The organism is Acidovorax sp. LjRoot74, from assembly GCF_964254355.1.
GTDB lineage: Bacteria > Pseudomonadota > Gammaproteobacteria > Burkholderiales > Burkholderiaceae_C > Acidovorax.
The window spans coordinates 42,497-54,932 of the sequence record NZ_CAXUTI020000002.1 but is presented as its reverse complement, the minus strand read 5'-3'; the positions used below and the strand labels follow the sequence as shown (position 1 = coordinate 54,932).

The window sequence follows — 12,436 nt, the reverse complement described above, 5'->3', positions numbered from 1 at the left end:
AGGTACGCCGGGCCATACCCTTGTCCGGGCTTGCGGGGTGCCGTGCAAGAAGCACGGCAGTGCTCCGCACCGGCCCCTACCGGACAACCCGCACGCAAGGCGTGCGCGCTTCGGGGCACCATGGCCCGGTCGGGGGCAAGTCGGACGCTTGCGGCCGTCTTGGCTGTCTTTCAAGGGGGAAGCCCCAGCGGCAGGGGGATGTGCGCAGCACTTCCCCCAATAGCGGGCAAGGTGGCCTGGAGCCGTGCCCGCAGGGCAATCCCAGCGGGTTCGAGCCGGGTGAGGCGAGCGGCGCAAAGCCCCAACGGGGCGGGGGCATCCGGTTTTTCAACCGCAGGGGGGGAAATGCCTCAGAAGCGGGACGGCGGAAATGTCTGCAATCCCTGGGCGTCCAACGCATGGCCTAGCGTCAGCATGAAGGTCACCCAATCCCTATCGACGGCATCCAGCCAGGCGTGAACCTCCGTCACGTCCATACGCCGTACTCCGGACTCGCACTTGCTCACATAGCTCTGCGGCACCCCAAGCTTGCGGGCGACGTCCGCCTGCGTCATCCCAACATCGGTACGGGCCTGACGAAGCAAATCAAGAAACACGGAATACCGGCGACGGCTCATAAGCAAAAAGAAGGGTTCATAAGGGCAACCCACCAGCGTGCGCCTAAGCCGGGCAAATGCCAACACAGGATTACAACTCTAACCCGCTGTAACTCAATAAATAATCCTGACTTACCAGTAAACGCATTTTTATATTTATCATCGCGCCACTGCAAAACATGGCTCTTTGCATTGGCTTATAAATATATCGTTCAGGTTAATAATGGATTTTCTGGTTTTGGCCCAGCAATGCGCCCCTGCAGTTCATCCGCAAACACTTGCGGCAATCGTTAAAACGGAAAGCGGTTTTAACCCGTTCGCAATCGGGGTTAACAAAGGCGGGCTGCAGCTCACGCGACAGCCGACCAACAAAGCGGAAGCGGTAGCGGCAGCGAAGACCCTCATTGCAGGCGGACAGAACATCGACATGGGCCTGGGTCAGATCAATTCCGAGAATCTCACAAGGCTCGGGATGACGGTCGATGAAGTTTTCGACGTGTGCAAGAACCTGAGCGCGGCAGCGCTCATTCTCGAAGTCAACTTCACACGGGCGAGCGTAAAGGAGGGCGCACCGCAGGAAGCCCTCAAGAAAGCTCTAAGCGCTTACAACACTGGCGACTTCGCACGCGGCATCAAGAATGGCTACGTGCAGAAGGTCAGCACGAACGGACTCAAGATCGTCCAGGGCTACACAGTTCCGGCCATCAAACTAGATCCGCAATCTGTTGCGCCAAGCGCTCCTCCTATGGCGGCGCAAGCCGACAAAACCATTGCGGGGACGCCGCAGCCATCCGGCCAAGCAAAATCTCGCCCCACGAAGCCGACGACCGCGCCCGTCACAACCGACCCCGCGATGGTCTTCGGAAACCCGCCCGAAGGGCAGGGCGATGAGATCGGCCAAGCCATGGTGTTCTGAGCATGAAGCTGCTCATCATCGAATCCCAAGGCAAGGTCGAGAAGCTGCAAAGCATTCTGGGCGACGGCTGGAAAGTGTCCGCCAGCCTCGGCCACGTATGCGATCTGCCCGACAAGGAAATTGGCGTCGAGGCGCCCAAGTACAAACCGCAATACCGGCTGTCTGAACGCGGCGCATCGGTGGTGTCACGGCTGCGCAGCCAGTGCGAACGAGCAAGCGAGATACTCATAGGCACCGACCCGGACAGGGAAGGCGAAGCCATCGCCTGGCACCTGGCGCGCGAACTCAAGCTGGGAAGGGATGCAAAGCGGGTTCGCTTTCCCGCCATTACAGAAACCGTGGTGCGCCAGGCAGTGGCTGCACCTACCGGGATTGATTACAAGCTGGTGGGCGCACAAGAGGCGCGGCGCGTGCTGGATCGACTGGTGGGTTACCTGGTCAGTCCTGCGCTGTCCAAGATTGGCGGCACGACTTTATCCGCGGGCCGCGTCCAAAGTCCTGCGGTCGCGTTGGTGGTGATGCGAGAGCGAGAGATTTCCGCCTTCACGCCCACGAACCATTTTCAGGTGCGCCTGGATTTCCAGGCACTGGGAAATTTCGCGGACGCGAAAAATTGGCATGCCATGTGGGAAGTCGTCCCTGACTTCGCCCCAGAAGATCGCCCCTATTTTCAAGACGGCGAATTTGCCGCGAGGGTTGCAGCCGTCGAGTCGGTCATGGTCGAAGGTTGTGAAGACGGCCAGCGCCGGCGCGCACCGGCCCCGCCATTGGCTACCAGCGGGATGCAGCAAGCGGCCAGCGTGAAGCTGGGGTTCGACCCAGAAGACACGATGCGTATTGCGCAGCGGCTCTTTGAATCCGGGCATATCACCTACCACCGGACCGACAACCCCAATATCAGCGCAGACGATTTCCCGCACATCAGCGCCTTGGCGCAGGCACACGGATGGGCGATGGCTCCGAAACTGCGCCTCTTCAAAACCTCGGCAGCCGCGCAAGCTGGGCACCCTGCCATCACACCCACACACTGGGAAGTTGAGACGGCAGGGCAGGGGGGCGACGAGCAAGCCCTGTACAAGCTGATTCGCCAACGTGCCATCGCAAGCCAGTTGGCGGATGCTGTTTACAAGACCCGCACTGCTACCTTGCTCGGACAGGTGGACAGCAGACAAGTCCGTTTTCGCGCTAAAGGTGAAACGCTGCAGGAACCCGGCTGGCTGTCTCTGGTGAGCGAGGGACACGAGGAAGCGGACGGTCAAGACAGGCCTGAAGGGCAGGGCGCCGAAAGCAACCAGGTGCCACCGCTCGATGCGGGGCAACGGCTCCAACCGCTGGGCGGCGAAGTTCTAGCCCTCAAGACACGGGCGCCCAAGCGCTACACCAAGGCCTCTCTGATCGGCAAGCTGGAGAGCGAGGGAATAGGGCGCCCAGCAACCTACGCGGCCATCATGGGCAACATCGAGAGGCGCGGCTACATCACCACTCGCAAGCTGTTTTTGCATCCGACAGAGACGGCATTTTTCATCGTCGATCAGCTCACGAAAGCGTTCTCCTTCATCGCCGTGGACTTCACGCGCGAAGTGGAAAGCGAGCTGGACAGGATCGCAAGCGGGCAGGGCAGCTACTTGGCCACGGTCGAGGCCACGCACGACAAGCTGCGCCAGGAACTGGCCAGCCTTGAAACCAGCGGATCAGCGCCGCGCCATCCTTGCCCCGACTGCGGCAGCGCAATGCGCCGCATTCCTGGGAAAACCGGGAACTTCTGGGGGTGCAGCGGCTACCCCGCCTGCAACGCAACGCGGCCCGACAAGGATGGTCAGCCCGGCGAGAAGGAAACCCCAAGCGATTCCGGCCATTCGTGCCCGCTGTGCTCCAAACCACTTATTCGCCGCACCAAAAGAGGCAAAGACGGCTACGACTTTTGGGGTTGCTCGGGCTTCAAGGACGGCTGTCGCGCCAATTTCCCCAACAAGCGCAACAAGCCAGATTTCAACGGCGACAAGGGAGGCGGCGGCAAGAAGCAAGCATGAACCAACGACTTCAACGCGGACTGCAGAACGCCGAATTGTTGCACTACCTAATAAGCAACCAGGTGGAGATATTGCAAATAAGGGAGAACGACAAATCCAAGTACGAATTACACGCCATCCTCAAATGGAAATCAGGTGTTTTTCCAGTAATCACGACGCGAGGCAAAGCAAGAGAGTGGTCAAGCCTCGACCGAATGGTTAAACATTTAAGAACAAATATTAATTCAGTCTCTATAGACTGTCATCTTAAAATCAAAGCAACATGAAAGGAAACTTATGCTGAATCAATTTAAAACCGCTTACATCGACAACGCACAGCAAAAGAGAGAGACAAGCGGAAAAACGTTGTCGATGATTGCAATGCTGCTCATCGTTTTGTTTTTCATGGCCCCTGAGTTGGCCCTGGCGGAACCGTGGGATGCAGCGGCTCAGAAAGTGATGGACATTTTTACGGGCGGCTTAGCCCGGACATTGGCGATTATTGCGGTTATTGCCTGTGGCATTGCGGCAATCGCCGGTAAGTTGTCATGGGACTGGGCGATCAAGATCATTATCGGAATCGTACTGATTTTTGGTGCAGCGGCGATTGTTGATTACATCATCAGCGCAGTCGGTTAAACAAAGGGAGTTAATAAGTGGAAGAAGCCGAAAAAGTGGTCGAATTGGAAGTCGATGAGCTGTTTGTCGGTCTGACGCGCCCGGCAACGGTGTTCGGCGTGCACTTCACAGCTTTTGTGGTGGAAATGATCGTCGTTGGCTGCGTGTTCCTGGCGATTGGCAACCCCATCTGGCTTCTTCTGTTCATCCCAACGCACGGTTTCCTTTACCTACTCTCTGCGAGTGACCCCGGTAGATTTGACAGCCTGACAAAGTACGGGCTGATCAATGGCCGGTGTCTCAATCGCATGTTTTGGAAAGCTACCAGTTTTTCCCCGTTGGCCTACACAGCCTTGCCAAAGTCTAAAAAGAGCAGGAATTTCGCCTCCGCGAAAAAATAAGGAACCGCATGAAAGGCATTTTGAAATTCACGTCTGCGATAGACAAAGAGGTTGGTGTCAGCGCATTTCTTCCATATTCCGGGCATGTCACACGCAACATCGTCAAGATGATGAATGGCGACATGATGTTTACCATCAGGCTGTCGGGCGCCGCCCACCAAAGCGCGGACATATCCGATTTAAACGGGTGGCACAGCCAGTTAAACGGTTTTATCCGAAATATCAGTTCGCCCCATGTCGCCCTGTGGAGTCACATCGTCCGGCGTGAAATCAACGAATACCCGGAAGGTGAGTTCCCTTCTGAATTCATCAACAATCTGAACAAGAAATATCGAAGCCGCATCGAGGAAACCACCTTGATGATTAACGAGCTGTATATCAGCATCGTATTTCGCCCACAACCGATTGCAGCAGGGCGAATCGTGGATATGTTCTCACGGCAAAGCAAAGCACAATTGGAAGAGCTGCAGCTTGAGCATATCGAGAACATGGAAGACTTGATTTCAACGTCGATGGCGGCATTGGATCGCTACGAACCCGAATTGCTTGGGTGCTATGAATTCAAGGGCAACCTGTTTTCTGAAACTGGGGAGTTCCTGCACTACATCCTGAACGGTGAGTGGCGCCGCTTCCCCCTTCCACGCGCAGAGATGCGGGACGTGCTGCCCACGTCGCGGCCATTCTTCGGCAAGGGCGGCTTGATGAGTCTGCGCACGTCCACAGAAGACTACTTCTGCGCCACGCTGGCGTTTCAAGAATACCCCGCGCACACGCACCCCGGCCTGCTCAATGAGTTGTTGTCGGTGCCCTACGAGTTCACCCTCGGCCAGTCGTTCACGTTCCTCTCTAAGCCCGTGGCGCGCGGGCGTATGACACGCCAGCAGAAGCGGCTGGTCAATGCCGGGGACGTGGCCACGAGCCAGGTCGAGGCGATTGATGCGGCCCTGGACGATTTGACAAGCAATCGGTTCGTCATGGGCACGCACTCACTCACGTTGATGATCCGCGCGCAGAACGAGAAGGATCTGAAAGACCATATTTCGGTGGCTGGAAGCATCCTGAGCGATGCGGGCATCAAGTGGTCGCGCGAAGACCTAGGCATGGCGGCGGCGTACTACTCCCTCATGCCCGGCAACTTCGACTATCGAATCCGCGCGGGCGACATTACCAGTCGCAACTTCTGCTCGTTCTCCAGCCTGCACAACTACCCCATTGGGCGCCTTGAAGCGAACCAATGGGGGCCAGCGGTGACGATGTTCAAAACAACGTCAGGAGCGCCCTTCTACTTCTCGTTCCACAAAGGGGAAGAGGGCGCTGACGCCAAGCGGGCCGCGAAGCTGGACCCGAATCACAAGGAGCTGGCCAACACCATCGTGCTCGGCAAGTCGGGCACCGGCAAAACCGTGATCGAGTGCTTTTTGCTCGCGCAGGCCCAGAAGTTCAACAAGCCACCAGCAAAGCGCCTCACGTCCGTAGTGTTCGACAAAGACCTGGGCGCGGCCGTAGCGGTACGCGCAATGGGTGGGCGCTACTACCCGCTGAAAAACGGCGTCTCAACCGGCTTCAACCCGTTCCAGCTCGACCCCACCCCCAACAACATCACCTTCCTGGAAAACCTCGTGCGCTACCTGGTGCGGCGCGAAGGCATGCCCATCACGCCGCGCGAAGAAGCGGAAATTGCAAAGGCAATTGCCGGGGTCATGAACCCAGCGGTTCCAAAGGCACAGCGGCGCCTGAGCGCCATCATGCAATTCCTGAACCCCACTGAGCAAAACGGCATTTACATGCGCCTGGCGCGCTGGTGTCACGGCTTTGGCCCCCTGGGTTGGGCGCTGGACAACGCAGAAGACACCCTGGACGTGGAAGCAAACGCCATTGTCGGCTTTGACGTGACGGAATTCCTTGAAAACGCGGAAACCAGAACGCCAATCATCATGTATTTGATGCACCGGATCGAATCCCTATTCGATGGCCGAAGGGTGGTCATATTCATGGATGAGTTTTGGAAACTGCTCGACGATCCAGAATTCGAGGACTTCGTTAAGAACAAACTGGTGACGATCCGAAAACAGGACGGCTTTCTCGTTTGCTTCACGCAAGCGCCAAAGCAAGTCATTCGTTCGCCCATCGCGTTTGCCATCATTGAGCAGACAGCGACAAAGATATTCCTCCCGAATCCCGAAGCGGACAGGGATGATTACATCAAGCATTTCAAACTCTCCGAAAAAGAATATGAATTGATCCGTGATTTACCGGAAAAATCACGGCGCTTTCTGATCAAGCAAGGATCGAATTCGGTCGTAGCAGAACTTGATTTAAGAGGCTTTGATGATGAATTGGCCGTTCTTTCAGGCAACACGGCCACCTCGCTACTGGCTGAACAGCTCGTAGCTCAACTGGGCGAAGATCCCGCCAACTGGTTGCCTGAGTTTCACAAAATCCGCCGAGAAAGAATTGCAGCATGAACATCAAAAAAACCGTTTCCGTTGCCGCTGCCGCCGCAGCACTGGCATTCACTGCCATTCCAGCCAATGCATTCCTTGGGTTCGGTGGAAGCAACATCGCAAAAGAAACCACACAAATTGCATCATGGATCGCTCAATACGCGCAAATGGTGCAGGAATATAACCAGCTCGTCGAGGAATACCGCAGCTTGAATGGAATACGCGGCATGGCCAGCCTGGTCAACAATCCCCAGCTCAGGCGCTACCTACCGGACGAGTACAAGAATATCCTGAGCCAGGGATATGGCGATTGGCAGGCGCTGCGAACTGCACTGGATAACCCGGTTGGGAGTTCCAATCTTCAAAAACTGCGCAGGGACCAACTAGCAATTGATGAGGCAATGGCACTGGAAAGTTATAAGCAAGCAAGCCGTAGATTCGGTGACATTCAAGTTCTGCTTGACAAAATCAATGATGCCAGCATTCCCGATGCAAAAGATATGGTGGACTTGCAGGCGCGCATTCAAGCGGAGCAGGTAATGATGCAAAACGAGGCATCAAAGATTGCAATGATGAAAAATTTGCAGGAAATTCAAAAGCAAAAGATGCAGGAGCAGGCGCGAATAAACGACAAGGAAATGCGTCGTAAACCAGGCATCATTGCAACCATGCGGGCACCTGAAGAACTATTCGGCGCACGCTAGAGGGTCATATGAATAAATTTTATATCAGCTCTGCCTTCCTACTTATTCTTACTGGTTGCGGCCAAAATGAACCCCCGCCGATAAATAGCAAGCAGGCAACTATCGACGAACTCGAGTCGTACCAGCAAACATATTGCCAAGAAAAATTCAAAATGCATCCATTTTGTGTTGACGTTCAGAATGAAAAGGCACACAAGACAAATGAGGTAATGCGAAGGAAACCAGGCGCTCTTGGGACGCTACGGACACCGGAAGAAATATTCGGCAAACGGCAAAGTGGATCAAAATAATTCCAAACATCTATGAGCGACTTCTATTCAAAGTTGCTATCAGCAACCACTGACCCCCTACAGGGTTTTATAAGTTCTACCGCGTCAACCGTAATCGGCGCAATCACTCCAGTTGCGACGACGCTACTGATGATTTACGTTCTATTCTGGGGGTGGTCGATGATCCGTGGCGTCATCAGTGAGCCCATAACAGACGGAGTAACTCGAATAGTCAAATTGGCTGTTATCTGCGGGATAGCTCTGTCATTCGGTCTCTATTCACAATTTCTTGTGGACTGGCTCTGGCTATCGCCAGATAGGCTGGCCTCCATGATTGCGGGCGGCGAACCAAGCGATAAAGTGAATTTTCTGGACTCAATTTTTGAGAAGATTTGGGGTTACGCAGAAATATGGAACACGGCTGCTTCCAATAATTCAAATGCACTGGGCATCCCCGATCTAGGCCAATTTTTCATGGCTTGGATCATAAGAATCGTAGGCGCGCTCATGACAGGATATGCAGCGTTTCTCTTCGTACTAGCAAAAATTGCTCTTGCGATTCTATTGGCAATTGGTCCAATATTTATACTAGTCACAATGTTTGAAAGTTCTAGAAAGTTTTTTGATTCATGGATTGCTCAATGCTTGAATTTTTGCTTTGTCATCATCCTTACTGCAGCAATCCTTAAAATTGTAGGTACCTACATTGATACAAGCGTGACAAGTGCAGGTACAAATGCTTCGGGTGGCGATCCAGCCTACAGCGATGGATTTTTCGTCGTCATTATGTGCGGCATCTGCTTTGTGATGATGCTTCAGGTCATGTCTATCGCATCAGGTATATCAGGCGGTGCGGCCATTTCGACACTCGGATCAGTTGGGTGGGCTTACGCAAAAATTAGAGGGGCATCAAGCCAGGCCTATCGGCTGGGGTCTGGCAAGTCCCTTTCAGAGTGGCGAGGCAGGCGCCGCCAAGCTGCGGTAAACGCTCGATGGGCAGCTAATAACCCCTCACTCCCGGCAAGAGCTGCTGCAGCGGCAGCGCGACGGGTACGTGGTGAAAGAAATAACACAGTCGCCAAAAACTAGAGTTTCTCGGACGCGAAATCACACGGCTTAACTTCTTGAAATTTATGCAGAAAACTATCATTTATATTTCCTTGGTCGTTTTAGTTGCGGGGTGCGCAAATGCTCCCAAGCCGCCTGCCGCTGTCACGGGCGAGTATCGCCCAATCAACAAAACCGACTTTCGTCCTCCTTCTTCCTTGATAGCTAAGGTATTTGATTTCAAATATCGAGGCGATCCTGAACACGCAATAGAAGCATTGCGGGACGTGCAACCACAGCTAACCATTCTTCCGGCATCTGGTGAAAAATTGAGACAGGGCTTGGTAAACGTCGATCTTCGCCAAGTTACTTTGGACAAGGCTTTGTTTGAAATCGGGAAGCAGGGCAGTGGGATTTATGAAGTCATTTATAAGCCAGACACCGTAAATAACCGTGACTTCGCATTTATCAAATACACAAAATGATTAAACGTAAACCAAAGCCCGCATCTGACATTGATAAATATCTGTCCGAAGTTCAGTCATGGGAAACAGACAGAGTGCACATGGAACAGAAGTCGCGTCAAACCGCGTGGCGTGTCGCTGGCGTCAGTCTGTTTCTGGCCTGTCTGTGTGTAGGAGCTGTTGCAGCGCTCGTTCCACTCAAGACCGTTGAACCCTTTGTGGTTCGCGTTGACAACACTACGGGTGTTGTGGATGTAGTCCATACCCTCAAGGGGGGCGACACCACCTATAACGAGTCGGTAAATAAGTATTTTGCACAAATCTACGTGCGTGCACGCGAAGGATATTTCCGTGAAATGGCCGATGTCAATTACAAGGCGGTCGGGCTTCTTAGCGGCAATACTGAACAGCAGCGGTATTTTGATTATTTCACCCCCAAGAATCCCCAATCCCCTTTGGTAGTTTATGGCAAATATGCCAAAGTCAATATCACCATCAAGTCAACATCTTTCATTAAACCGAATGTTGCGCTCGTTCGTTTCGTGAAAGAAGTCGTTCGCGGCCCCGATAAGCCGGAACTCTCGCACTGGGCATCCACAGTCACATTCAAATATGTAGGAGCACCTATGTCTGATGCTGACCGGGCAGTTAATCCGCTTGGCTATCAAGTCACAGACTATCGGACTGACCCTGAATCCCTTACAGCCGTTGAGCGCCAGGCCTATAAACCGCCAGAGCCAAGCGTGTCGCCATTGGCGTCTCTCTCTGATCTGGCTACCGAAGTGGCGGCGCCTGCGACTCCCGCGAGCGCAGCTATCACAAATTGAGGGATTGAATGAAAGAACTACTGATCGCTTGCCTATCGGCAACGCTGCTATGCGGTGCAATTGCAGAAACGATACCGGAACCTGGGGCGGCGGACGCTCGCATTCGGGTCGTCACCTACAACCCAAGAAATGTTGTGCGCTTGAATACCTTCTTTGGGGTTTCAACGCATATCAAATTTAGCGAAACTGAACAGATCAAAGACGTGGCAGTTGGTGATGATCTTGCCTGGAAAGTCATTCCACGTGGGAACAATATGTTTATAAAGCCCACAGCAAAAGAGGGCGACACCAACATTACCGTCGTCACGAACAAAAGAATTTATCAATTTGTTGCCGTAGTTTTGAACGAAAAAAATCAAAAGGCGGCATGGGCGAATCGCGATCTGATTTATTCTCTTTCTTTCCGTTATTCAGACGACGACGATGCAAATGCAAATGCACGCGCCAAAGCAGAAGCGGATAAAGTAAAACGAGAAGATATTAAAAATCGACTGACACGCGCACCGTCCCGCACGGGTCACAACATGGATTATTGGGTGGCTGGAAGTCAGGAGATCAGCCCGAATGGCGCATACGATGACGGTCGCTTTGTTTATCTAATTTTCAACAACAATGCGGAAATGCCTGCGGTTTACGAAACCGATGAATCCGGCAAGGAATCCTTGGTAAACACCCATGTGACTAGCGGAAATACGATCGTGTTGCATCGATTGGCCGAGAAGTTCACGCTTCGGAAAGGTGATTTTGTGGCTAGCGTTTGGAATAAAACCTATGACGGTAGCGGAGGGGCAAATAATTTAACAGGGACTGTCGCTCCTGATGTGGAACGTGTAATCAAGGAGGTCAACTAAATGAGCCAGGATCAAGACAAGCATGTGGCCGCTGGCGATGACCGCAAGGATGCGTGGCGCGGCCAGGACAAGGGGTTTCGCGGGCGTGAAAACGGCCAGGGACAGCCATCTGATGACTTTGATGACGATGCTGATCTGCCGTCGCTCAACCGAAAGCGTGGCGGTAACAAGCTCATTACAGCGGCAGGATATGTATTCATGGCATTGCTCGCTGTCGCGGCGATTGTGGCCGTGAATCGAAATCCGTCGGCTCCAGTCAAAAAGGGGGATGACGGCAAGGTCGCGAACCGCTTGCCAGCACTCATCGTTCCGGCGCCTCCTGAACCCCCGGCATCGCTTGCACCAAAAGCTGAGGTAGCCCAAGCGAACGAGGAAGACGATATTTGGAAACGCAAAATGTCTGGCAATCTGGTGGCTCAAGGTGGCAGCTCAGCCGGCGGCGCGGGCTCAAGGGCTTCGGGGCCGATGAGCAGACAGCAGATTGAACAAGAGCGGATGGCCCAGTTGATGGGGCAGGGCGCCGGGATGCATGGGATGGGTCAAGGGGGCGGCGCATCGTTCATAGGCCCTGATGGCAACCCCATTGATCAAGCAGGCCCCGAGGGCGGCATTGTGACGTCCAGCGCCCGCGCGGACTCCCTTGGGCAGCGCCTCAAACCCACGGTCACCGAAGCCGTTTCAGCCACTGTGCTTCCGCGTCGTGACTACCTGCTTGCAAAGGGCGCAACTCTCGATTGCGCCCTGGAAACGGCCATTGATTCCAGCGTTCCAGGGATGACAACTTGCCGCCTGACACGGGACGTGTATTCCGACAACGGCCGTGTTCTCTTACTGGATCGCGGTACCCAACTGGTCGGTGAATACGCCGGATCTCTGCAACGTGGCCAGGCCCGCATGTTCCTGCTCTGGACGAGGGCAAAAACGCCCGCCGGTGTGGTGGTCAGCCTCAACTCTCCGAGCACTGATTCTTTGGGCCGTAGCGGTATCAGTGGCTATGTGGACAACCACTTTTGGGAACGATTTGGCGCGGCGATCATGACCAGCTTCCTCAAGGACACGGTGAACATCGTTGCCAACAACCGTACCAAAAAGCCAGGTGATGGCGGTGATCAGACCAACATCTATAGCGGCACGGTTCAATCCGGGGAGCAGATCGTCAGCGCAATGCTGCGCGAACAGTCGGCAATTCCATCGACCTTGATCGTCAACCAAGGGCAGCACATTCAAGTGCTCATGGCGCGCGACTTGGATTTCAGCGACGTGTACGGCCTGCGAGCTGTTCACTAGCCC

General features: G+C 54.1%; 12 protein-coding genes. 11 read left to right on the top strand and 1 reads right to left on the bottom strand.

Features of this window, described 5'->3' with window-relative positions; all coding sequences use genetic code 11:
- Positions 1-350: 350 nt before the first annotated feature.
- Positions 351-617 (bottom strand): helix-turn-helix domain-containing protein, encoded by a 267-nt coding sequence (locus ACSQ3O_RS27150; protein WP_436141228.1) that lies wholly within the window; start codon positions 615-617, stop codon positions 351-353.
- 202 nt (positions 618-819) lie between these two features.
- Between ACSQ3O_RS27150 and ACSQ3O_RS27145 the strand changes: the two genes are divergently transcribed.
- From ACSQ3O_RS27145 to virB10, 11 genes are all read left to right on the top strand, one after another.
- On the top strand, positions 820-1,512 hold the full coding sequence (locus ACSQ3O_RS27145) for a lytic transglycosylase domain-containing protein (RefSeq protein ID WP_436141227.1): 693 nt from the start codon (positions 820-822) through the stop codon (positions 1,510-1,512).
- Positions 1,513-1,514: 2 nt separating this feature from the next.
- A complete protein-coding gene (locus ACSQ3O_RS27140; RefSeq protein ID WP_436141226.1) occupies positions 1,515-3,542 on the top strand; it encodes a DNA topoisomerase in 2,028 nt (675 codons plus the stop codon).
- A 276-nt stretch (positions 3,543-3,818) separates the two neighbouring features.
- The gene (locus ACSQ3O_RS27135) at positions 3,819-4,160 is read left to right on the top strand and encodes a TrbC/VirB2 family protein (protein WP_436141225.1); all 342 of its coding nucleotides are present in this window, start codon (positions 3,819-3,821) and stop codon (positions 4,158-4,160) included.
- A gap of 17 nt (positions 4,161-4,177) precedes the next feature.
- On the top strand, positions 4,178-4,540 hold the full coding sequence (locus tag ACSQ3O_RS27130) for a type IV secretion system protein VirB3 (RefSeq protein ID WP_436141224.1): 363 nt from the start codon (positions 4,178-4,180) through the stop codon (positions 4,538-4,540).
- Positions 4,541-4,548: 8 nt separating this feature from the next.
- Positions 4,549-7,005 (top strand): VirB4 family type IV secretion/conjugal transfer ATPase, encoded by a 2,457-nt coding sequence (locus tag ACSQ3O_RS27125; RefSeq protein WP_436141223.1) that lies wholly within the window; start codon positions 4,549-4,551, stop codon positions 7,003-7,005.
- Positions 7,002-7,688: a type IV secretion system protein gene (locus tag ACSQ3O_RS27120; RefSeq protein ID WP_436141222.1), complete on the top strand. Its 687-nt coding sequence runs from the start codon at positions 7,002-7,004 to the stop codon at positions 7,686-7,688. Before ACSQ3O_RS27125 ends, ACSQ3O_RS27120 begins: the two co-directional genes overlap by 4 nt.
- 302 nt (positions 7,689-7,990) lie before the next feature.
- The gene (locus tag ACSQ3O_RS27115) at positions 7,991-9,046 is read left to right on the top strand and encodes a type IV secretion system protein (protein ID WP_436141221.1); all 1,056 of its coding nucleotides are present in this window, start codon (positions 7,991-7,993) and stop codon (positions 9,044-9,046) included.
- A 44-nt stretch (positions 9,047-9,090) separates the two neighbouring features.
- Positions 9,091-9,489: a hypothetical protein gene (locus ACSQ3O_RS27110; RefSeq protein WP_436141220.1), complete on the top strand. Its 399-nt coding sequence runs from the start codon at positions 9,091-9,093 to the stop codon at positions 9,487-9,489.
- Positions 9,486-10,295, top strand: a complete 810-nt coding sequence (locus ACSQ3O_RS27105) for a virB8 family protein (protein ID WP_436141219.1) — start codon at positions 9,486-9,488, stop codon at positions 10,293-10,295. The genes ACSQ3O_RS27110 and ACSQ3O_RS27105 overlap by 4 nt, the downstream gene beginning before the upstream one ends.
- 8 nt (positions 10,296-10,303) lie before the next feature.
- Complete coding sequence (virB9, locus tag ACSQ3O_RS27100; RefSeq protein ID WP_436141218.1) at positions 10,304-11,146, top strand: P-type conjugative transfer protein VirB9; 843 nt, start codon at positions 10,304-10,306, stop codon at positions 11,144-11,146.
- Positions 11,147-12,433 carry a type IV secretion system protein VirB10 gene (virB10, locus tag ACSQ3O_RS27095; RefSeq protein ID WP_436141217.1) on the top strand — a complete coding sequence of 429 codons (1,287 nt, stop codon included), beginning with the start codon at positions 11,147-11,149 and terminating at the stop codon, positions 12,431-12,433. It abuts the gene before it with no gap.
- Positions 12,434-12,436: the final 3 nt, after the last annotated feature.

Bases quoted from the DNA above. Each gene is read 5' to 3' on its own strand.
- ACSQ3O_RS27150 (WP_436141228.1), bottom strand. From the start codon at position 617: ATGAGCCGTCGCCGGTATTCCGTGTTTCTTGATTTGCTTCGTCAGGCC.
- ACSQ3O_RS27145 (WP_436141227.1), top strand. From the start codon at position 820: ATGGATTTTCTGGTTTTGGCCCAGCAATGCGCCCCTGCAGTTCATCCG.
- ACSQ3O_RS27140 (WP_436141226.1), top strand. From the start codon at position 1,515: ATGAAGCTGCTCATCATCGAATCCCAAGGCAAGGTCGAGAAGCTGCAA.
- ACSQ3O_RS27135 (WP_436141225.1), top strand. From the start codon at position 3,819: ATGCTGAATCAATTTAAAACCGCTTACATCGACAACGCACAGCAAAAG.
- ACSQ3O_RS27125 (WP_436141223.1), top strand. From the start codon at position 4,549: ATGAAAGGCATTTTGAAATTCACGTCTGCGATAGACAAAGAGGTTGGT.
- ACSQ3O_RS27120 (WP_436141222.1), top strand. From the start codon at position 7,002: ATGAACATCAAAAAAACCGTTTCCGTTGCCGCTGCCGCCGCAGCACTG.
- ACSQ3O_RS27115 (WP_436141221.1), top strand. From the start codon at position 7,991: ATGAGCGACTTCTATTCAAAGTTGCTATCAGCAACCACTGACCCCCTA.
- ACSQ3O_RS27110 (WP_436141220.1), top strand. From the start codon at position 9,091: ATGCAGAAAACTATCATTTATATTTCCTTGGTCGTTTTAGTTGCGGGG.
- ACSQ3O_RS27105 (WP_436141219.1), top strand. From the start codon at position 9,486: ATGATTAAACGTAAACCAAAGCCCGCATCTGACATTGATAAATATCTG.
- virB9 (WP_436141218.1), top strand. From the start codon at position 10,304: ATGAAAGAACTACTGATCGCTTGCCTATCGGCAACGCTGCTATGCGGT.
- virB10 (WP_436141217.1), top strand. From the start codon at position 11,147: ATGAGCCAGGATCAAGACAAGCATGTGGCCGCTGGCGATGACCGCAAG.